General features: G+C 41.7%; 21 protein-coding genes. 5 read left to right on the top strand and 16 right to left on the bottom strand.

Going from position 1 to position 21,156, the window contains the following annotated elements; all coding sequences use genetic code 11:
- Positions 1-73 precede the first annotated feature (73 nt).
- On the top strand, positions 74-442 hold the full coding sequence (locus tag J8L98_RS08715; RefSeq protein ID WP_210996109.1) for a hypothetical protein: 369 nt from the start codon (positions 74-76) through the stop codon (positions 440-442).
- Positions 443-620: 178 nt separating this feature from the next.
- Here the strand turns inward: J8L98_RS08715 and gshA are convergent, their stop codons facing one another.
- Both gshA and J8L98_RS08705 read right to left on the bottom strand, forming a co-directional pair.
- Complete coding sequence (gshA, locus tag J8L98_RS08710; protein WP_210996108.1) at positions 621-2,198, bottom strand: glutamate--cysteine ligase; 1,578 nt, start codon at positions 2,196-2,198, stop codon at positions 621-623.
- Positions 2,199-2,258: 60 nt separating this feature from the next.
- On the bottom strand, positions 2,259-3,200 hold the full coding sequence (locus J8L98_RS08705) for an NADP-dependent oxidoreductase (RefSeq protein WP_210996107.1): 942 nt from the start codon (positions 3,198-3,200) through the stop codon (positions 2,259-2,261).
- 79 nt (positions 3,201-3,279) lie between these two features.
- Here J8L98_RS08705 and J8L98_RS08700 point away from each other — a divergent pair, with 79 nt between their 5' ends.
- Positions 3,280-4,827: a PAS domain-containing methyl-accepting chemotaxis protein gene (locus tag J8L98_RS08700; protein ID WP_192506738.1), complete on the top strand. Its 1,548-nt coding sequence runs from the start codon at positions 3,280-3,282 to the stop codon at positions 4,825-4,827.
- 86 nt (positions 4,828-4,913) lie between these two features.
- Here the strand turns inward: J8L98_RS08700 and clpB are convergent, their stop codons facing one another.
- The 3 genes from clpB to rluD form a co-directional block, all read right to left on the bottom strand.
- Positions 4,914-7,487 carry an ATP-dependent chaperone ClpB gene (clpB, locus tag J8L98_RS08695; RefSeq protein WP_210996106.1) on the bottom strand — a complete coding sequence of 858 codons (2,574 nt, stop codon included), beginning with the start codon at positions 7,485-7,487 and terminating at the stop codon, positions 4,914-4,916.
- Positions 7,488-7,576: 89 nt separating this feature from the next.
- On the bottom strand, positions 7,577-8,302 hold the full coding sequence (gene pgeF / locus J8L98_RS08690; protein ID WP_210996105.1) for a peptidoglycan editing factor PgeF: 726 nt from the start codon (positions 8,300-8,302) through the stop codon (positions 7,577-7,579).
- A gap of 8 nt (positions 8,303-8,310) precedes the next feature.
- Positions 8,311-9,288, bottom strand: coding sequence for a 23S rRNA pseudouridine(1911/1915/1917) synthase RluD (gene rluD / locus J8L98_RS08685; RefSeq protein WP_192506735.1), 978 nt, complete (start codon positions 9,286-9,288; stop codon positions 8,311-8,313).
- A gap of 123 nt (positions 9,289-9,411) precedes the next feature.
- Here rluD and J8L98_RS08680 point away from each other — a divergent pair, with 123 nt between their 5' ends.
- On the top strand, positions 9,412-10,170 hold the full coding sequence (locus tag J8L98_RS08680; protein ID WP_210996104.1) for an outer membrane protein assembly factor BamD: 759 nt from the start codon (positions 9,412-9,414) through the stop codon (positions 10,168-10,170).
- Positions 10,171-10,234: 64 nt separating this feature from the next.
- On the opposite strand, the gene glnB is transcribed toward J8L98_RS08680, so the two are convergent.
- On the bottom strand, positions 10,235-10,573 hold the full coding sequence (gene glnB, locus J8L98_RS08675) for a nitrogen regulatory protein P-II (protein ID WP_010362263.1): 339 nt from the start codon (positions 10,571-10,573) through the stop codon (positions 10,235-10,237).
- Between the two features lie 146 nt (positions 10,574-10,719).
- On the opposite strand from glnB, the gene J8L98_RS08670 reads away from it, so the two are divergent.
- Together J8L98_RS08670 and J8L98_RS08665 are read left to right on the top strand one after the other, a co-directional pair.
- Positions 10,720-11,256 carry a GspH/FimT family pseudopilin gene (locus tag J8L98_RS08670; protein WP_210996103.1) on the top strand — a complete coding sequence of 179 codons (537 nt, stop codon included), beginning with the start codon at positions 10,720-10,722 and terminating at the stop codon, positions 11,254-11,256.
- A gap of 100 nt (positions 11,257-11,356) precedes the next feature.
- Positions 11,357-11,884, top strand: a complete 528-nt coding sequence (locus J8L98_RS08665; RefSeq protein ID WP_210996151.1) for a GspH/FimT family pseudopilin — start codon at positions 11,357-11,359, stop codon at positions 11,882-11,884.
- A gap of 5 nt (positions 11,885-11,889) precedes the next feature.
- Here the strand turns inward: J8L98_RS08665 and J8L98_RS08660 are convergent, their stop codons facing one another.
- The 10 genes from J8L98_RS08660 to lspA form a co-directional block, all read right to left on the bottom strand.
- Positions 11,890-12,312, bottom strand: coding sequence for a type IV pilin protein (locus J8L98_RS08660; protein ID WP_210996102.1), 423 nt, complete (start codon positions 12,310-12,312; stop codon positions 11,890-11,892).
- Positions 12,299-15,373, bottom strand: coding sequence for a PilC/PilY family type IV pilus protein (locus J8L98_RS08655; protein WP_210996101.1), 3,075 nt, complete (start codon positions 15,371-15,373; stop codon positions 12,299-12,301). Before J8L98_RS08655 ends, J8L98_RS08660 begins: the two co-directional genes overlap by 14 nt.
- Before the next feature lies 1 nt (position 15,374).
- On the bottom strand, positions 15,375-15,851 hold the full coding sequence (locus J8L98_RS08650; RefSeq protein WP_210996100.1) for a pilus assembly protein PilX: 477 nt from the start codon (positions 15,849-15,851) through the stop codon (positions 15,375-15,377).
- A complete protein-coding gene (locus J8L98_RS08645; RefSeq protein WP_210996099.1) occupies positions 15,839-16,828 on the bottom strand; it encodes a PilW family protein in 990 nt (329 codons plus the stop codon). Before J8L98_RS08645 ends, J8L98_RS08650 begins: the two co-directional genes overlap by 13 nt.
- Entirely contained in the window at positions 16,828-17,388 is a 561-nt protein-coding gene (pilV, locus tag J8L98_RS08640; RefSeq protein ID WP_210996098.1) for a type IV pilus modification protein PilV, read from the bottom strand. Before pilV ends, J8L98_RS08645 begins: the two co-directional genes overlap by 1 nt.
- Before the next feature lie 199 nt (positions 17,389-17,587).
- Positions 17,588-18,253, bottom strand: a complete 666-nt coding sequence (locus tag J8L98_RS25160; protein WP_210996097.1) for a LytTR family DNA-binding domain-containing protein — start codon at positions 18,251-18,253, stop codon at positions 17,588-17,590.
- Positions 18,250-19,272 carry a histidine kinase gene (locus tag J8L98_RS08630; protein WP_210996096.1) on the bottom strand — a complete coding sequence of 341 codons (1,023 nt, stop codon included), beginning with the start codon at positions 19,270-19,272 and terminating at the stop codon, positions 18,250-18,252. The genes J8L98_RS25160 and J8L98_RS08630 overlap by 4 nt, the downstream gene beginning before the upstream one ends.
- A 14-nt stretch (positions 19,273-19,286) precedes the next feature.
- Positions 19,287-20,216, bottom strand: coding sequence for a 4-hydroxy-3-methylbut-2-enyl diphosphate reductase (gene ispH / locus J8L98_RS08625; RefSeq protein WP_210996095.1), 930 nt, complete (start codon positions 20,214-20,216; stop codon positions 19,287-19,289).
- Positions 20,216-20,656, bottom strand: a complete 441-nt coding sequence (gene fkpB, locus J8L98_RS08620; RefSeq protein WP_192506724.1) for an FKBP-type peptidyl-prolyl cis-trans isomerase — start codon at positions 20,654-20,656, stop codon at positions 20,216-20,218. Before fkpB ends, ispH begins: the two co-directional genes overlap by 1 nt.
- On the bottom strand, positions 20,653-21,153 hold the full coding sequence (lspA, locus tag J8L98_RS08615; protein ID WP_192506723.1) for a signal peptidase II: 501 nt from the start codon (positions 21,151-21,153) through the stop codon (positions 20,653-20,655). Before lspA ends, fkpB begins: the two co-directional genes overlap by 4 nt.
- Positions 21,154-21,156: the final 3 nt, after the last annotated feature.

Genomic DNA, 21,156 nt, shown 5'->3' with positions numbered 1-21,156 from the left:
CAATGGCAGGACAGCCCACGGTTAGTGGCAACACAATGCGGTACTCAAAAACACCCAGTTAACAGACAAGTTAGTGGCGATTGGCCGCCTTGGTAACTACGACAACCAGTCAACACACTCTAATGGTATTATCATACAAACCGCATCTATTAGCTTGCCGGAAAATAGAACTTGGCAAGCACTGCAGGAGCGCATTGCTATATCTGGTAACGCTGCATACAGAGTGACTGTGCCAGATATCAGAGACGATTATGAACCAGTTTTGTCAGAATACACCCTTTATAATTTCGACGGCAATAACCGCTATGGCAAAGTCAGTCATTTTTCTAGCGTTCAGCGAGTTAAATACAAAGTTGAATCTAGAAAAGTATCCGCCAAGCTCAATTACTCTGGCGGTGGAGGTTTATCTCATGGTAAAACGATAGTAGAAAAAATACATTAAAGCTGATTTCACAATAATTGCCGATAATAAATACTAGGCTATGCGAAAAATAAATAAATTTATTTTAATTTGGAACTTTTTTGAAAGGGCTGAGTCATACCTTGTGAATGCAGAAGTTTAGCATTGTTTCATCCCTGATTTATATTTGCGTAGCCCTTTGAGCTACGCTTTTTTTTGCCTACGCTTTAGCAAAATAATCATCTAAAAAAGCGCTAAAAGACAACTGGTCATCGTTGCTGACTGCTTGCTCTTTTTCTTTAGATTTAGCGGCCTCATTGAGCAGTGTTTGTTCGTTATAAACACTATATGGCTGCTGCTTTGACGCTGCTTTATATGTGTGTGCAAGCGACAGCGCCATCACACCAGCATCCTGTTGTTCACTTTTCAATAGCCCAATTAATCTACCTGAATACGTAAGCGAACTATCTGTCACCCAAGCACTCAACTTTGCAATTGTATTAGAGTAATCTAACGTATCACACGCGCTGTCCATGTATTTTGCAACCGCCGCAAGATCCGTAAATATTTGCATCGCCCATTTAGTAATGTTCACTGTGTGCGATGCTTGCCTCAACGCTAAATCAGGGTTTCTACCTTGATTCACCACATTTTGTAAATTGACCTGCGTTAGTTGCTGTTCATCCCAATCCATTTCTGGTGATGCTTTCAATAAGCAATACGTCAAAAATACATCTAAAAATCGGATCTGCTCAATATCAATACCGGTATCAGCAAAAGGGTTAACATCAAGCGCTCTGATCTCAATGTACTCAATTCCGCCTTTTGCTAATGCTTGAGAAGGTGTTTCGCCACTTTTGCTGTTGCGCTTTGGCCTAACAGGTGAGTAAAATTCATTCTCTATTTGCAAAATATTTTTATTTAACTGTTTTGGGTTATCACTTTTGTAATCAGTTAACTCACCGTATAAGTCTGAGTGACAATGAATTGCGGAACGCAAACCTGCAATATACTCATCTAAATTGTTATACGTCACTTTCAATGATGACTGAGCACTGTTGGTATAACCCAGATCGCCAAGACGCAATGCCGTGCCATGTTCAAGATATAACGTACCGTTACCAATTTTTTCAAATGGTAAAACACTGTCATTACCTTGTAAGAAAGAACTACACAAAGAAGGTGATGCACCAAATAAATAGCTCACCAACCACATTTCTCGCTTAAAGTTGCGGATCAAACCAAGGTACTGTTCCGAAATAAATGCTTGTTTCGGCTGCTTGTCATCATGGAGCTCTTGTAAGCTTTGCCATAATGAGTCTGGAAACGACATATTAAAATGCACACCGGCAATGGCTTGCATCATGCTACCGTAGCGATTTTTTAACCCTTCGCGATACAGTGTTTTCATACGGCCAATATTAGAGTTGCCGAATTGCGCCAAGGCTATGTCATTTTCATCGTTAATAAAACACGGCATACTCATCGGCCACAACAGTTCATCGCCCATATGCTCTAAAGTGAACTTTTGCAAGTCGCGAAGTTGTGCCAACGTCTCTTCTGCATTTTCGCCAGCAGGTGTAATAAACTCGAGTAATGACTCAGAGAAATCTGTCGTAATACGATTATGCGTTAGCGGGTGACCCGCCCCCTCTGGATGCGAAGTTTGAGCTATTTTGCCACTTTCTTTAATTCTTAGCGCCTCGCGCTCAATGCCTCGTTTTATGCCTTTAATTGCATGCTTATGCTTAGGCTGAGATAAAGTGTCTAATCGTGTTTTAAGTTCTGTAGTAATCAAAAAAGTATCCTCAAGCCAATACGGGCAATGTCATCTCAATGGGGTCAATTGTGTAAATACTCAAGCGGTAATTATAATTTTTCCGCAATAGTTACCTTGCTCCATATAACTATGGGCCCCAGATATATCGTCTAAACAAAATGTTTTATCTTCATGAACTCGAATCTCTCCAGTTTGATATGCACTATATAGCGCTTTTAAGTCTGCTCTATTAGCGCTAACAACAAGACCACTTGCGTTAATACCAAGACTCTCTGCTTTAGTGCACATCACATCCTTTGACAAAGTAGGTACCGTTACAACTGAATTGCCCTTCTTTATATGCTCTAGTAATTGCAAACCACATTCGCCGCCGACTAAATCGAGCAAGGAACAGTTATGCTGCGCACTGTCATAAAACGTGTCGTAACTCATAACACGGACATCAAGCGCCTGTAATAACTGATGAGAAGCACGAGCGCTCAGCGCCACAACATCAAAGTCTAGCATTTTCGCAATTTGAATCGCTAAATGGCCTACCCCACCCGTTGACGCATTAATAAACAATGGCTTGTCTTTATGATGCATAAGTTTCTGTAATGCCTGCCACGCAGTCAAACCTGCCAAACATAGACCGGCAATCCGTGGGTTTTCTTGCGCACCAACAACAATTAACTCACTTTGATTGGCATGAACATGAGTCGAATAACACCCAGGCGAATGAGCAAACCCTGCCATAGCAATAATGTGCTGGCCAACCTGAACGTCAGAGACATTTTTACCAACGCTCTCAACCACACCAAATACATCATACCCTAAAGCCATGAACGCCTCAGGTGCTTTATTTTTAGCCACAAAGCCTAATCCCATTCGCGTTTTTACGTCAATTGGATTAACACTGCTGCTGATCACCTTAATTCGAACATCTTCCGCATCAAGATGTGATAGAGTCTGTGAAATATTGGTTAAAGCATCTGCGTTACCAAATTGGTATACGCCATAGGTTTGGGTTGTCTCATTCATTGTTATTCCTAACTTTTACCTATTGTTATAACTGGCTATAATCTAACATAATTTCTGTGTATTCCCTATGGAGAAAAACATGCGTCGAGGGCAATCAATCACGAATGAAGAGGTCACATTTGACGACTCTCAGCAACTCGTATCAACAACAGATTTAAGAGGCGTAACAACGTACGCAAATGAAGCTTTTTGCGCTATTTCTGGGTTTTCTGAGGATGAACTCGTAGGGAAAAATCACAACATAGTGCGCCACCCTGATATGCCCAAAGCAGCATTTAAAGAACTGTGGGAAAAACTCAAAGAGGGGCACTCATGGCGGGGAGTCGTAAAAAATCGTTGTAAAGATGGTCGCTATTATTGGGTCGATGCTTTTGTCACTCCGATTTTTGAACGAGGCCAATTGGTCGGCTACCAATCTGTGCGCGTCAAACCTTCTGAACAATTAAAGCAACGGGCACAACGCTTATACACGGCCATCAATGCGGGTAAACAGGTATGGCATTGGCGTGAAAACATCGGAGTACGACAAACTATCAGTATATTTGCGATTTTATCGAGCCTTATTTTGCTTACCTTACAAGCAGGGTGGCTTAGCGCAATCATTACCAGTGTATTACTCTTATCATTGCTCTTTATAAACTACGATGAGCTTATAGTTACACCCGCCCAATTGGCCAAACAGCGTGCTGAGTTTGATTCCGTCTCTCGGTATATTTACGATGGGCATGCCCCTTTTAGCATTGCAAAATACAACCAAGGTATGCTGCAGGCCAAGTTACGCACTGTGCTGGGTCGAATGCAAGATTCCACCATTACCTTTAAGGGTATTGCCACCAGCTTAGATGAAAAATCCAGTCATACCGAACAAGGAATAAAAGCACAAAGCCAACGGTTGAGCTCTATGGCCACCGCGATGTCTCAAATGAGTGTAACAATTGGCGAAATATCTCATAGCACCAGTGAAACTGCCACAAAGGTCGATACAACTCAAGCACATTGCAATGATATCAAAGCGACCATGACTGATAATGCCAGTATGGTTAGCTCTTTGGCCAACCAAGTTGATGAAGCAGCGCAAACAGCAACTACACTCGCAAATGAAGCTGATAAAATTGGCCAAGTCATGACCGAAATCGAAGGAATTGCTGAACAAACAAATTTACTCGCATTAAATGCAGCCATTGAAGCCGCACGCGCAGGCGAACATGGCCGAGGATTTGCTGTTGTCGCAGATGAAGTACGCGCACTTTCATCACGTACACAAAATGCTACCAGCCATATTTATAACTCGATTAAAGAAATCCAAGATACATTACACAACTGGTCAAAAGTCATGCAGTCGACCAAAGACCGAGCTGACAACTGTGTACAAGCGAGCCAAGCAAGCCAAGAAGCGCTGGAAACTATTTATAACCAAATAACTGACATTGCCAATTCTGCGCTCGAGATTTCCGCGGCGGCTGAGCAACAACAAGCTGTGAGTACTGACATTAATACCAATATTAATACCATCAGCAATCATGGTGAAGAGAATTTACAGTTAAGCTATAAAGTCGCTGAAGATGCCGCAAAGCTGGTCAATAGCGCAGAGAAGGTCAATGGTATGCTCCTCACATTTAAGGTATAAAGACATAACAACTTTCTACATCACAAGCGGCGTAATAACATTATATTATTACGCCACTCAACACGTTAGAGAAAACCTAGAGTTACTTATTTTAGAAAAACAATTTCTTCATCTTGAACATCAACCACAATACTATCGCCACTGACAAACTCACCAGATAACAACCTTTGTGCTAATGGATTTTCAATATACTGTTGAATAGCCCGTTTTAAAGGACGAGCGCCAAATACGGGATCGAAGCCACTTTGGGCAATTTTTTCCAAAGCATCTTTGGTCAAATCAAACTGGAAACCTTTTTCATGTAACCTTGCAGTCAGTTTAGTGAGCTGTATCGACGCTATTTTCTTTATGTGCTCTGTGATCAATGGATGAAACACCACCGTTTCGTCGATTCTATTAATAAATTCAGGTCTAAATTGCGTTGCTAGTTCATTCATGACCCGTTTTTTTAGACCTACATAATCATTGTTACTTGCTTGCTCCTGAACAATATCTGAGCCTAAATTTGAGGTCATGATGATCACGGTATTCTTAAAATCCACCGTACGACCTTGGCCGTCAGTCAATCGTCCATCGTCTAATACTTGCAGCAATATATTAAATACGTCTGGATGTGCTTTTTCAACTTCATCGAGCAATACAACTGAATATGGACGACGTCTTACCGCCTCAGTTAAATATCCGCCTTCTTCATACCCTACGTACCCAGGAGGCGCTCCGACGAGTCGTGCCACCGAGTGCTTCTCCATGAATTCTGACATATCTATTCGGACCATGGCATCTTCAGTATCGAACATAAAGTGTGCCAATGCTTTGGTCAGCTCCGTTTTACCAACGCCTGTTGGTCCTAAAAATAAAAATGAACCAATAGGTCGATTAGGATCGGCCAATCCAGCCCTAGAGCGACGAATCGCATTGGAGACCGCATGAACGGCTTCATCTTGACCAATTACTTTGTCGTGTAACTCATCTTCCATTGCGAGTAGTTTTTCTCGTTCACCTTGTAGCATTTTTGCCACGGGGATCCCTGTCCAACGCGATAATATTTCTGCGATTTCATCTTCACCGACTTGATTTTTAAGCAAGTTCATTTCTTGCATTTCCGCTTGTGATGCTAAGTCAAGTTTGCGTTCTAATTCGGGGATTCGGCCGTATTGCAATTCTGACATGCGCTGCAAGTCACTTGCCCGTCTGGCAACTTCTAAATCTAAGCGGCTTTGTTCCAACTCAGCCTTGATGACTTGTGTACCCTGCAATGATGCCTTTTCAGCATTCCAAACTTCATCTAATTCTCGATACTCCCCTTCCAATTCAGATATTAATGCTTGCATCTGCGAACGACGCTTTTGGCTCGCTTCATCTTTTTCTTTAGCCAATGCATTATCTTCGAGTTTGAGCTGAATGATCCGACGCTCCAACTTATCCAACTGTTCAGGCTTTGAGTCAATTTGTAGGCGTATAGAGCTCCCAGCCTCATCAATCAAATCAATTGCTTTATCTGGCAATTGGCGATCAGAAATATAACGATGTGACAAGTTGGCCGCTGCAACAATTGCTGGGTCGGTGATATCAACAGAATGATGTAACTCGTACCGCTCTTTTAACCCTCGCAATATTGCGATGGTGTCTTCCACATTTGGCTCACTGACAAATACTTTCTGAAAACGGCGCTCCAATGCGGCATCTTTTTCAATATATTGTCGATATTCATCAAGTGTGGTTGCTCCCACACAGTGCAGTTCTCCACGCGCCAAAGCGGGTTTTAGCATATTGCCTGCATCCATTGCGCCGTCTGTTTTTCCAGCGCCAACCATCGTATGTATTTCATCAATAAATAAAATAACTTGGCCTTCTTCCTTGGATAGCTCGTTTAGAACAGATTTCAAACGTTCTTCAAACTCACCTCGGTACTTTGCCCCAGCTACCAATGCTCCTAGGTCAAGCGAAAGAACACGTTTATTCTTCAATCCTTCAGGGACCTCGCCATTGATAATTCGTTGTGCCAGCCCTTCAACAATGGCTGTTTTACCGACCCCTGGCTCACCAATTAAAACGGGGTTATTTTTAGTTCTTCGTTGTAAAACCTGAATCGTACGACGAATCTCATCGTCTCTGCCGATGACGGGATCTAACTTCCCTTGCTCGGCACGCTCAGTTAAGTCAACAGTGTACTTTTCAAGCGCTTGACGTGTTTCTTCTGCATTTGGATTATCAACCTTTTGACCACCTCGAATGGCTTTTATCGCCGCCTCGATTTTAGGTTGAGTAATATTCAGTGCCTTGAAAATCTCGCCTAAGTCAGCTTTGTCTTCGCACGCTGAAAAAACAAATAGTTCGCTTGAAATATATTTATCTTTACGCTTTTGTGCGTACTTATCACATAAGTTGATCAAACCAATTAAATTATGTGATAACTGAACGTCTCCACCAATGCCTTCAACTTTAAATACTTTCTCAATGGCTTGAGATAACTTAGTATTCAGCTCATCAGCACTAATCCCAGCTTGCGCTAGCAGTGCGCGTACACTTGAGCCTGTTTGCTGCAACAAAGCATACATTAAATGCACTGGTTCAATAAATTGATGGTCTCGGCCCAAAGCTAATGATTGGGCATCAGAAAGTGCTGCTTGAAATTTACTGGTAAATCGGTCCAAACGCATAAGGTATATACCTATTTATAACTATAACTTGTTATTAAATGGGTATGATTTGTGAAATCTTCAAGTCAAAAAACTGAAAACTCTTTGGATTAATTGCGCCAGATCACACTGGCCATACGACCTGTTTGACCATCACGTCGATAAGAGAAAAAATGTTGAGGATCAGAAACAGTACATAGTTTATCAGTATACACCTTAATCACGCCTAATTCGGCTAACTGACGAGTCGCAATAGCGAATATATCGGCCAAATATTTACCCGTATTTTGTTCAACAAAGTCGCTACGATGTGCGCTATCTAAATCACAAAATTGCGTAACAACTTCAGGGCCAACCTCAAACGCATTAGGGCCGATTGCAGGACCCAACCAAGCAAAAATATCACTCGGTTTACAATGAAACTTCGCTAGCGTATTCGCCAATATACCAGCAGCCAAAGGTCGCCACCCGCCATGCACGGCAGCAACTTCTCCACCGCATTTGCTCGCTATTAATATGGGTAAACAATCAGCAGTCATAATAGCAAGCGGTTGCAACCGTATATTAGTATACAAAGCATCCGCTTGAGGCCATGGCATAATCGGCTTTTTTTCATTTACAACAAGTACACGATCGCCGTGTATTTGTTCAAGCCAAATGGCTCTAGCTGGCAAGTAATCGCTCAGGTTTTGATGATTTTTTATAACAGCATCGCGGTCATCACCCACATGATAACCTAAGTTAAAGCTTGAGAAAGGGCCCGTCGATGCACCATCACAACGTGTGGTTGATAATGCACCGACTTTATCTTGAACTGGCCAACTAGGGAGGATCACAACAAAAGCTACAGCGCCAAATCGGGGTTTTCTTTCGTATCAGCACGCAATGCTTCAGTGACTATTTGCATGTCATCAGGAATAGGCGCTTCCCATGTCATTATTTCACCAGTGATCGGATGCGCGATACTCAATTTAATCGCATGCAGTGCTTGGCGTTTGAAGTCTCTTAGTTGAGCAAATAACTCAGGTGTCGCATTACGTGGTGGGCGTGGTCGGCCACCGTAAAGTTGATCGCCAATGAGAGGGTGATTTAAATGCGCCATGTGAACACGAATTTGGTGAGTACGACCCGTTTCTAATCGTAAACGTAAACGCGTGTGCGCTCTAAACTTCTCAGCAACACGGTAATGCGTGATTGCAGGCTTGCCCATTTCATGAATAGCCATATGTGTACGCTTAGTTGCATGACGACCTATCGGCTTTTCAACCATGCCACCCGCGGTCATTGTGCCATTACATAAAGCTTCATATTCACGCGTAAAGTTTTCACGTGCCTGTAAGTTCTTTACCAAATGAGTTTGTGCTTGAATCGTTTTTGCTACCACCATCAAGCCTGTCGTATCTTTATCTAGACGATGCACAATACCTGCACGAGGCACATTAATAATATCAGGGTGATGATGCAGTAATGCATTTAATACAGTCCCATCAGGGTTGCCCGCGCCAGGATGCACAACTAAGCCCATCGATTTATTGATCACTAAAATATCATCGTCTTCATAAACAATATTTAACGGGATATCTTGTGCCTCATATTCACGAGGTGCTTCAATAAGCGTTTCAATAGCCACCACTTCACCACCTAGTAACTTTTCTCTAGGCGTATTAAATACTTCACCATCAACGGTGATTTTATCATCCAAAATCCACGTTTTTATTCTTGAACGTGAAAAATCGGGGAACAATTGCGCCAAAATTTGGTCTAGACGTTTACCACCTAGCTCAGTAGGGACTTCAGCTTGAAGAGAAATTTGCTCTGACATCTGTAACTTTACCTAAATTACCAGTGCAAGCTTTGCTCGACTGGGTTAGAATCGCATAATTGCATAGTTTACTCGGTTTTGCCCACTTGGCCTAGCCGAAGACAACAAAGGTAGTAAAATAAAATGATAATGAACTTAGGGAAGCGCGCCTTTGCTATCGTAGTAAGCGCCTCATTTTTAGGATTAGCGGCATGTTCGTCCGCACCAGAACAAGAAGATATCGAACGCGTACCAAATAAATCAGCGCAAGCATTATATGATGACGCAAAACAAACATTAGACTCCGGACTTTATGCTAGAGCCATTGAACTATTAAGTGCTATCAACTCTCGCTACCCATTTGGCCCTTATTCACGCCAAGTACAGATGGATTTAGTGTTTGCACATTATCAAACAGGCAATACAGAACAGGCGCTTGCCACTATCGACCGTTTTATTCGCTTAAACCCAAACCATAAAAACTTAGACTACATGTATTACATGCGTGGCTTGGTAAATATTAAAGCGGATAAAAATGCGTTTCAAGAATACTTTGGTGTTGACCGAGCTGACCGCGATGCAAGTCGCACTAGAGTTGCTTTTCAAGACTTATCTACACTCGTAAAAAGCTATCCGAGCAGCCCTTATATAACAGAAGCTAAGAAGCGTCTCGGTTGGTTGTTAAATAGAATGGCTCGATACGAAATAAAAGTGGCTGAATATTACTTTGAACGTGAAGCGTTCCTTGCGGCTGCTAACCGTGGAAAATATGTTGTTGAGCATTACTCTCAAAGTAGCTACCTCAATGAAGCCCTTATGATCATGGAAAAAAGTTATGACAAACTGGGATTACGTGATTTAAGTGAACATGCTAAGCAAACTAGAGCTCTAAACAAGCGTTAACTTCTTATTGAATAACAAAAAGCCGCAATATTAATGCGGCTTTTTAGTTTAGAACCAATCCCATTTAAATCGCTTCTTCGTCTTCTTCACCAGTACGAATACGTACAACGCGCTCAACATCAGTCACAAATATTTTTCCATCACCTATTTTACCTGTTTGCGCCGTCTTGAGAATAACATCAATAGCCCTATCGACATCTTCATCTGCTAATACAATATCGAGCTTAACTTTAGGCAGAAAATCAACCATGTATTCAGCACCTCGGTACAGCTCTGTATGGCCTTTTTGACGACCAAACCCTTTTACTTCACATACGGTCATACCGGTAATACTAATATCTGATAATGCTTCTCTTACATCATCTAATTTAAATGGCTTTATTATTGCTTCTATTTTCTTCATGATTCTTTAGTTTTCCATTGGCAGTGTGTCGATTTTAGTCAATCCTAAAACCGTTAGCAAACAAAGAGATTGGATCTCAACAAAAAACAACGTCATAATGAGTAAAACTAAAGTATGAACCTCGCTCTTTAGCCTTGGAGTATACAATGAGAAATATACGTGGCTTCACCTTAATCGAATTATTAATCGCAATTGCTATCTTAGGCATACTCGCCGCTCTCGCCTTATCTGGTAGCAACAACTTAGCACAAAACAATCGTTCAGAAGCATTTTTGCTCGACTTAAAAAGAACTATCTCATTTGCCAGAGCAAAGGCAACAACCAGTGATGAAATTGTCATTGCCTGCCCTGTCAACCCTTCGAAGCTGGCGACCCGTAGTAACATGTCGTGTGAGAATAACTGGTCGAATAACAATGTCATCGTGTTTATTGACGCCGATAATAGCGGTGCTTATGACAACAATGATACTTTATTGCGTGCTATGGATTTATTACCTAACGGTGATAAATTAACATTTAATGGCTCACGCAGAATTCGCTTTGATAGTAGTGGCAGAGTAACATCTTCCACTGGTAGATTTATTTATTGCCCATCAGGTGGTGACGAAAAGAGCAAAGAACTCACATTGGCTGTATCGGGTAATGCTTTTTATAAAGGCGATGTCACACAAAGCTGTCCATAACAAAATAAAAGAGTAACGATACATATCGTAAACATGGGTTGAATTGACGAATTCTCATTTTTGACTAGAGTTACTAAATAAGCGATATGGAGATCCACGGATGGATACCTCAACTATACAAAAAAATGGTGCGTTTACGTTAATAGAAACTCTGATAGCAGTGGCTATTATGAGTATTTTATTCCTACTTTCTTTAGCCAGTTACTCAGAGATATTATCGAGCCACCTACCCGAGCAGCACTTGCGTCTGGTGAAAAAAACACTAACACTAGCAAGAAGTCAGGCCATGATCTTAGACAAAAATATCACGATATGCCCACTCATTAAAAATAAGTGTCACCCTAATCGCTGGCATGAGCCGCTGACTGTTTTTATAGACAATCAAGTATTACGGACATTTGGTCCAAATGATAAACGACTGATTCTTATTGATGGCATCACTTTGGCACACACCCTGACATACCCGCGACGAGCCATTATTTTTAAACCGAACGGCAGTATAAAAGGGTTTACTAATGGCACTTTTGTATATTGCACTGAAAATAAATCAGGTAAACCCGTTGGACTTGAACTAACGCTAAGCTTAGCAGGTCGCTCTAGATTAAGAGCGACCAATAAGTGTAAGTGACTGGTTTACCGCTCCCAGCACTCATCTGCGTTTTTTGCCAAGCCTGTATACCCTTTCAACCCTAGTTCATTAATTGTTAACGTTGTACACATGGTGTCTGAGCTCACAGGACCTCCTTGGGCGGTCGCAGTGATAACGAATGTACTATTATTCACCGTAGCGGCAATCGAAAAATAACCGTTCTCGCTTGTTGCCGAGACCCCGATGTCCTCTAAGTCTGTTGTATACTGCCGGTTATCTACAAAAAATTGCTCTTGCTTATTTGCCGCATCCAATAAGATCACCATAGCATCGGCACGTGCTGCTCTTTTTGCATAACGTTCATAGTTTGGGATACCAATCGCCACCAAAATACCAATTATTGCGATAACCATCATTACTTCTATCAAGGTAAAACCGTGTTGCCATTTTGCATTATTTCTCATCATGTTCTTCCCTTTTATAAATATATAATTGCTGTGTTTGCAAACCAAAATTTAAAGGCGCCGCTGTTAACACCACTTCTCCATCTATTGTAACCGGCACACCATCCCCTTTCACTTCTGGCGTAATAAATGGCACACCCGATGTAGGTCCATAGCTTTCACTATCGTCACTTGAAGCAATGGCTGGCCCTATCATTCTCACTACGGCTCTGCAATAGTTTGAATCTGAGCTTGAAACCCCTGTCGGTTTTTCACAGGTAAAGTAAGGCTGAGGTGCCTCGGGTACGTCAGTTTGCGTATCAAAACTCAAACTATTATAGACCTTAGTACCGTAATGAAGGTGAAACGCATAAAGTTTGCCAGCCCCCGCTTCTACTTCACACTTTGTGGCTGTAGTAGGTGGAGTAAATGATGTAAAGTAAGCAACCCCTCCCGCGACAGATGCTTCTGACAATGACTTTTCAGATGCGCTCAAGCGGTACTTCCAGCCATGAAATGTGCCTAGCGTCCCTTCTAAATCAGTAAACCTTTCATAATTACTTAATCGCTTAGAAAAAGGGTCGTTTGTAACGTTCAATAAGTCTTTTACTTTAATCGTTTCAGGAATATCATCTCCCTCAAATGACTTAGTCACCGAGTTTTCATCCCTTATCATGAATAAGAAATCAACCGTGCCGGTCGACGAAGGACGAGTACGGTTACCTGATCCAACTAGTATGGCTTCGTAAGGTGTGTCTTTTCGTGTTTTTAAATCACCATTGCTGGTTTCCGTAACTGATACCTTACTAAAATAAGTTCTTGCCACTATGGGGGCATGGTAAAAACGCCTATCCGTTGCCACTGAGTTACCGGCCAATTGAGCCAATCTAAAGTGTGTCCACGGCTTATCTGAGTCCGTTGGATCAGCACCGGGCATATCAATTCGCCATACCCCACCTCCGGTATCGGCCATATACAACCGGTCGTCAAAACCATCGTAGTTCGAGTCCAACGCGGCCACTCCACCTACGATACTATGACGACCTTTAAAACCATTATCACGTGTTAACGCCCAAACTAGCTCCCCAGTTTCAGCCTTAACAATAAAAACTCCCTCCCCAATGGAGTCATTACTTTTGGAAACATTGTCTTTATTGGTATCATACCCTGCGGTAAATATAACCACAGGATCATCACCTTGATTTTCTATGTGAGTTACTAAGGGCTTAGCCCACGTTTGACCGAGCTTTGCAAAGTCACCGCTCCCTCCTGTAATAGGCCCTCCCCACATCATTTTAGGTGAATCAGGGTTAGTAATATCTAAAGCATAATATTGATTACCACCACGGCGCATACCAAAAAACAACCAAACTTTATCACCAGATGATACGATATTATCGCCATCTCGATCATCGTGATAAATTGTCGAGTATCCATCAACGCCATATAACTTGGTGTCTTCTTGGCTATTTTTTTGTGCTTTAAGTACGGGTAGTAAACTTTCCGGAATGAAGGCCCAGCTTTCGGTCATCGTATTGCCTTCATCTTTAAACATATGTAAAAAGCCGGCGTTCGTGCCAATTATTAACCGTGTGTCTGGGTTTCCTCCTGTACTATAAGTGATAGACACCACTTTAGAATGCAGCGGGTCGCCAAAAATCGTTTCCCGACGTTCAACATCATTACGATCTTTATCTTCATCATCAACGTCTATACCTCTTGCCCACTGCATAATACTAGGCAACTCCGTTGAAGATGCATTCATTTTATCTGCATATATATCAATATCATTGCCATACTGGCGAAGTGCTTCAGCATATGTAAAGTCATGTAATGCTGCATCACCAAAGTCAGAGTAAATTTTACGGGTGTTTTGTTGGCTCAATTGGTAATTTACACCCCCCTTATCAACCGCATTGCCATCTTTTGAACCAGGTTCAGACCAGAATGTTGTGGCATTTTTATCTATTTTCCCATCAATATCGATTGCAGCTTTTCCAGCCATATCAACTAACAATTTATTGTCCTGTACTTTGAGCTTTTTCAGATTGCCTTTCCATCGTGTATGAGTTTCTGGTAAAAACATGGTGTAATACAAAGAGTCGCTGCTTTTTGTTTGATTACCTGTATTGGCCGCGATAGGTAAAGCAAAACTGTCGGCCTCTTGACGAATGCTGTTCGTTACCGACTCGAATGCCGCTGATAACTGAGATGAGGTATTGGCTTGTAAATATTGCCCACCACCGAGCTCTGCTGTTTTCTCAAGAATGTTTTTCCCTGAGCTACTCATGCCATTACCAAAGCCGATAGTATAAACTCGCCCAGTATGGGTTTTAGTACCCGAGCTCGAATACAAATCAACCGGAGTCGAACTATCACCATGAATAGACTTTGCTAATGCTGCCATATAATTATTGTTGTAAACAGGTGTACTTGTGCCAAATGTATTAACATGTAAATTATTAATATTACCATTTTGCTGACTATCATTTGATGGGTCGCCATCCGTCATTAGAATAAGGTTGACCGAATTATCACAGCGCTCAGGGTCACTTGCATTTTGATGGAATGGCGAGATGTATGAATTACCAGTTTCAATACTGGTGTCTCTTCCCCTGATATTTGAAGCATAAAAACGCGTGCCACCTGTCAGGTATAAATATGCCTCCCATAACGTTTCACTTAAAGGCGTTGCACCATTGGCAACCAAACTCCCAATTTGCGATTTTATAGTTGACTGATTAGCACCTATGCGTGCTAAAACATATCCACCACTACTGCCATTAAAGCGCATCAAACCAAACTCTATATCTGTATTGTTGTTCACTAACTCAGTAATGGCACTTTTAGCCACACCTAGACGGCTATCTGAGCATAAATTATAGCGACCTCGATAATAGTCATAGCCACAACTGCGACCTGTTTGACTCGAGAACGCCATACTGCCCGAGGTATCAAAAATAATCATCACCCGAGGCTTTTCATCTACCTCTATATTATGTTTTACGTAAAGCTCTATATCTTCGGCTATTGATTGAAATGTTGCCACGCAGCCAAGCAATAAAATTAGCATCATATTTTTCATATTATTTCCCCGCGCTCGCACTGATCATCTGCTGGCCAACACCCACCACAACTGTAATCCGATGCTTTGCTCGTGTACCATATTCTACTGTCGTGCTGATCTCAGTTAAGTTACAAACAATGCCTTTGGTATATTTAAATGACCGAGGGCAATCCAACTCTTTTGGGCCGTTATTTAAGCCTCGCATGACATTATCCGTGCCATGCATCCCATCAAATGTATTATTCTCAGCTAATTCAAGTTGATTAACTGACATCAAGAAACGGCTCTGACTATTGCGATTCCCCTCTTCTAGAATAACCCTCTGTACCTCTCCAACCAGTAAGTTCTCTGCTTGCTCACGCTCTTGTGCTGCATTGGTTATCTTTAAATCAATACTACTGCTACTCATTAAGGTCACAGCCACTGCAGTCACTGCAACAATCATGATCATCGCGGTTACCAGTACAATGCCACTTTGATTCTTTATATTCGCCATGCCATAGTCCCATTAAGTCTGATGGTGGTAGAAAAAACAGTACGTCGATAATTATCTGAAAAGGTATGCGTTCTGCGGTCAGCATCAAAGCCTAATGTGTAGGTGCGACTATTTAACTTCAAGCCAGGGTCCGGCTCTAGCGCTCTTACAAGCAGATAAATTTGCACGGTTAAAATACCATCATCATTTTCCCAGTTTGATGCTGTCATATCAGGCGTACTTCGATACGTGTCAACCCGAAAATCACCATTGGTGTCCAACCCAAAAACCAATCTAAAATCTTCGATACCTTCCATGACTGGCTCTTGGAACATTCCGCTAGCAGTTAAGCGTAGACGTTTCAAAATAGGAATATCTCGCTTAATATTATTTATGGTTATTTCCTCAGTGGTTAGGTAATAAACATGATGGCTATAAGGCCATACTGTTGAATTTACCGTCGGTACGTTTATGGGGCTTGCACCAGAAACAAATTCTGCTCGTTCTTGATCTGCAATAAAATAAAATCGATTACGGTTAATATCTTGGGCCTTTCCCCCATCAATAGTAACTGGATTTCCTTCTAATAACTTCAGTTGAATCACATCGGTATTTTTAACGCTGTCTCCAATACAATCTAACACGTTAGAGCCATCTGACACCTCTGCATACACAGGTCTAAAGTTTGTAGGGGTTTCATCAGGGAAACTGCCATTATTTAGCCCGCCGAAACAATCATTGTTTGGGTTTGCAACACTTTCAACATTTTCCTCAGTAAACCCCTCATCATAAAAGGTTCCCCAAAACCCGATTTGTTCAATATCGCGTTGCAAAATAGATAACGCTAACCGACCTGTTTCTTGCATTTCACCGATTGCCATCGTATCCCGGGTTGTCACCTTCATACTTACATAAGTGGCAATAACCCCTCCTAAAATCAATACCCCAATGAACATAGATATCATTAACTCAAGCAGAGAAAACCCATTCTTTTTCATTAAATCCCCCTCGCAAAAACAAAGCTATTCAGCACAACCAGTCGACGTTGATCATCATTTGTGCCGCAGTTTATCGCTTTAGTTTCATCCGTTGCCTTCATTTTTTGTCTGCCGCGCCATGACACAATCACTTCAACATCAAAACCTCGACCTTGGGTCCCTGCCGATAACTGAGGATTAATACACACCGTTGTGTCATCCAAGGTACCGGTATTCTCTCTCGCCCTAATCGCTAATTTCCATTGCTCTAAATCTAGCGCAGCAATTGCTGCACTCGAACACTGCGCACCAAAACAACGTCGTTGCGCATTTAATGGGGTCTGGCTTGTGAATGTTAACTTATAATTACTCGACAATTGCACTGAATCATTGACTCTGATCCTCTGCATAATATCATTTGCTAGCGCGACGGCTGCCGCTCGCTGCATAGAATCGAAACTCGCTTGTTTGGCTTTTGCTTGCAGCGCTACTGCGCCCAATAACCCAAAACTCAGTACCATAAATGCAATGAGTACTTCCAATAGCGTAAAACCTTTTTGACGGCTGTAAGAGGGGACCATTAAAAAACCTCAGGTGAAAATCTTTGCTATATTAAGAATAAAATATTCTAAATATAACTCAATAACCAATTCTCTGAACGGTCAAAATCTCAGATGAACGGATTGCCTATGAAGCAGGCGGCTATAAGACGAGGGAGGAAGTGTATTTAATCTTGGCTGATACTAAAAACCGCAAAGGAACATGATAGATTAACAACCGTTAGATGAGACCTTTAAGGTCTTTTGCTGCGCGTCGGCTTACAGGTAAAAGCTCAGAAAATCCTTTTAATTTTAGTAACAACCCAGATGATGATGACCTCAGGGATTCAATTGCATTGCGCCGTACTAATGTGTTTCGATGTATCTGAATAAACGCTTGAGGGTAAGTCGCTAGTAAGCTTTTAAGACTTTCATCAATAACTGCCTCTCCTCCTTTAAACCAAATATGGGTGTACTTATCTTCCGCTTTGGCAACCATTATCTGAGCAACATCCACCGAACGGGTTTGTCCTGCCAGTTGATATTGGATTTTCGGAGAATAAAATCGAGACATAACAGCTTCTAACTGTTCAAACTGTACAGGCTTTACCAGAAAGCCTGATGCAAACACGTGAAACGCATCTAATGCAAATTCAGGGTGAGCCGTTACAAAAACAATCTTAATATTATGATTCGAATCACTTAAGCGCTGAGCCACTTCTAAACCACTCAACCCTGGCATATCAATATCAAGCAATAGTACATCCGGGTTTTCTTGATTCACAAGCTCTAACACTTGCGCTCCATGCTCCGCCATACCACAGCAATCAAAGCCAGAAAGATTACCCATTAACCTTTTGGCTCTTTGTCGCGCTAGTGGTTCATCATCTGCAATTAAATACTTCACAGCTTCACCTGTTGAGGAAGAGTTAGAGAGGCAAAATAACGCTTATTTGCTTGTTTTATTTCGAGTTTTGCTTCTGGACCATAATGCAAATCAAGGCGTTCTTTTATATTGCGTTGTGCCATACCTTGCCCTTTATGTTTGGAAACATCAGTACCTATCGTATTACTGATGGTAACTTTTACGGCATGGTCGAATGCTTCAACTGAAATGCTTATTTCACCGCCGGCGATAAGTCCTTCAATACCATAATTTATTGCATTTTCAACTAAGGGTTGAACTGTTAAAACTGGCACCAAAATATCGGGTATAGTAGATGGAAGAGACCAATGGACTGACATTTTATTTCCAAAACGCCACCGCTCAAGTTCAATATACTTCTTTGATAATGCAAGTTCTTCAGTAAGCGGAACTAGCTTATTAGGATGCATAGCCCATTGCGATAAATTTGCGAGCGTTAATACTGCTTGCTCAGCGGAGTCTGAGTCTTGTTGTGTAAGTTCTGCAATCGTATTTAAACTATTGTAAAAGAAATGCGGTCTGATCCTAGCATGTAAAGCATCAAGTTCTAATCTAGATAAAGTAGCATACGTGGTAATTTTATCGCGAAAAATAGCCATGAAATGCAAAAATAAAAAAGTAACAAATAGACAAATTGCGCTATTCTTGGCAATAAAAGGCCAATCAAGAAACTCTGCAGATGTCACCTCAAATACGGCAACACTTAAGCTTAATAGGAAAGTGATTACTTGGAATACGATGACAATAACGCTGTATTCGAAAATACCTGAATATCTATTTAAGTAATGCTGTAGCAACGAAAGTACAGTAAAACCAATAGCACTTACACAGTGAACAAATAAACTTATTATGCCCAGCCGAACCCAAATAGATTCATAACTCATAGGAGAAAAGGCCAGTAATAATGCCAGAGTCTGCGAGGCGACTAGCATAGCCAGTACACCCCGTTCAGTGACTATAGCAGGGAGCAATCCATTGGTTAAATCAGGTGATTTAAACATGGCTGCATGCTTAGTTAACGCAATTCAATCGGCACAGCAAATACAACATTTTCTTCTTCACCTGGGTTCTCAATGACAGTTTCCCCCCCAAGTTCTTTTAAACGTGTAATAACCTGCTGAACTAACACTTCAGGTGCTGATGCCCCCGCAGTGACACCCACGCTGCTAATGTTATCAAACCAACTTTCACTCATACTGCTCGCATCATCAATCAAGTATGACGTCGTGCCCATTTTATCTGCAAGTTCACGTAAGCGATTTGAGTTCGAGCTATTTTTTGCACCAACAACCAGTAACACGTCAACTTTATCAGCTAAGTCTCGTACTGCATCTTGACGATTTTGAGTTGCGTAACAAATATCATCTTTACGCGGGCCATGTATATTAGGAAATTTACACCTGAGTGCATCAATCACATCCGCGGTGTCATCCACTGACAAAGTAGTCTGACTACAATAAAATACATTGCTCGGGTCTTTTATCTCTAATGCGTTCACATCTTCTGGTGTCTCTACAAGGTAAATACCACCATCATCATTGGCATACTGCCCCATAGTGCCCTCGACTTCTGGGTGACCGTGGTGGCCTATCAAGATACACTCTGTGCCCTTACGACTCGCTCGTGTTACTTCCATATGAACTTTAGTCACTAACGGGCACGTTGCGTCAAATACCTTAAGCTCACGTCGTTTTGCTTCTTGACGCACTTGCTGAGAAACACCATGTGCACTAAAAATAACAATGCTATCGTCTGGTACCTGGTGTAGCTCTTCCACAAATACAGCACCACGCGCTTTCAGGCCATTCACAACATATTTATTGTGAACAACCTCATGGCGGACATATATCGGGCTTTCAAAAATATCTAGTGCTCGCTCCACGATGCTTATTGCACGGTCTACACCTGCACAAAAACCTCTTGGGTTGGCTAGTAAGATATCCATTAGTTGCTTACCTCAAGAATATCAACTTCAAACGTCACCTTTTGACCTGCCAGTGGGTGATTAAAGTCAACAGTGACTGACTCGCCAGCCACTTCACGTACGAGCCCTGGCAAATCGGTACCATCTGGTTGAGTAAATGCAATGATACTGCCAACCTCTGCGGGTGTATCAGCTCCGAATTTACTACGGTCAACATAATAAATATTATCCGGGTTTGGTTGACCAAACGCATCGTCAGGCTCTAAATCAAATGACTTACTGTCACCAACAACCAAACCCAATAAACATTTTTCAAAGTTTTCGGTCAAGCTGCCATCGCCCATAAATAACTTTGCAGGCTTATTATGCACTTTAGTCGAATCAGCAGCAGAGCCATCCTCAAGCTTTATCGAAAAATGAAAAAGCACCTCAGACTGAGACCCTATCACTTGTTCACTCATGCTTTTTTCTCCTGAGAAGAGTCACCTTTAAAGGCATCAAATAATAATAGACCAGCACCACCTACAATTGCCATATCAGCAATATTAAACGCCGGATAATGCCAGTTTTGGTAGTAAAAATGTAAAAAGTCAATCACGTAACCATGGACAAGCCTATCGACCAAATTTCCTATCGCACCAGCCAAAACTAATGAGTAAGCACCACACAAAACCCAGTTATTTGCCGGTAATTTGCGTAGCCAAAATAGCAATAACGCACTAATTGCCACTGCAATAAAACTTAAAAACCAACGTTGCCACCCACCCGCTTCACTTAAAAAACTAAACGCAGCACCGTAGTTGTGCATGTAGGTAAAATTAAAAAATGGCAGCAACTCGATTGACTCATAAAGTTTCATACTATCCATTACTGCAGCTTTGGTAACATAGTCTACTGCAAAGAGCAGTAGACTTAGCCATAACCAAACTAAACCACTTTTTTGAGTTGAGTCGGTCACATT

It is taken from the genome of Pseudoalteromonas sp. MMG013, from assembly GCF_018100885.1.
Classification (GTDB): Bacteria; Pseudomonadota; Gammaproteobacteria; order Enterobacterales; family Alteromonadaceae; genus Pseudoalteromonas; species Pseudoalteromonas aurantia.
This window is presented reverse-complemented; position numbering and strand designations above follow the sequence as displayed.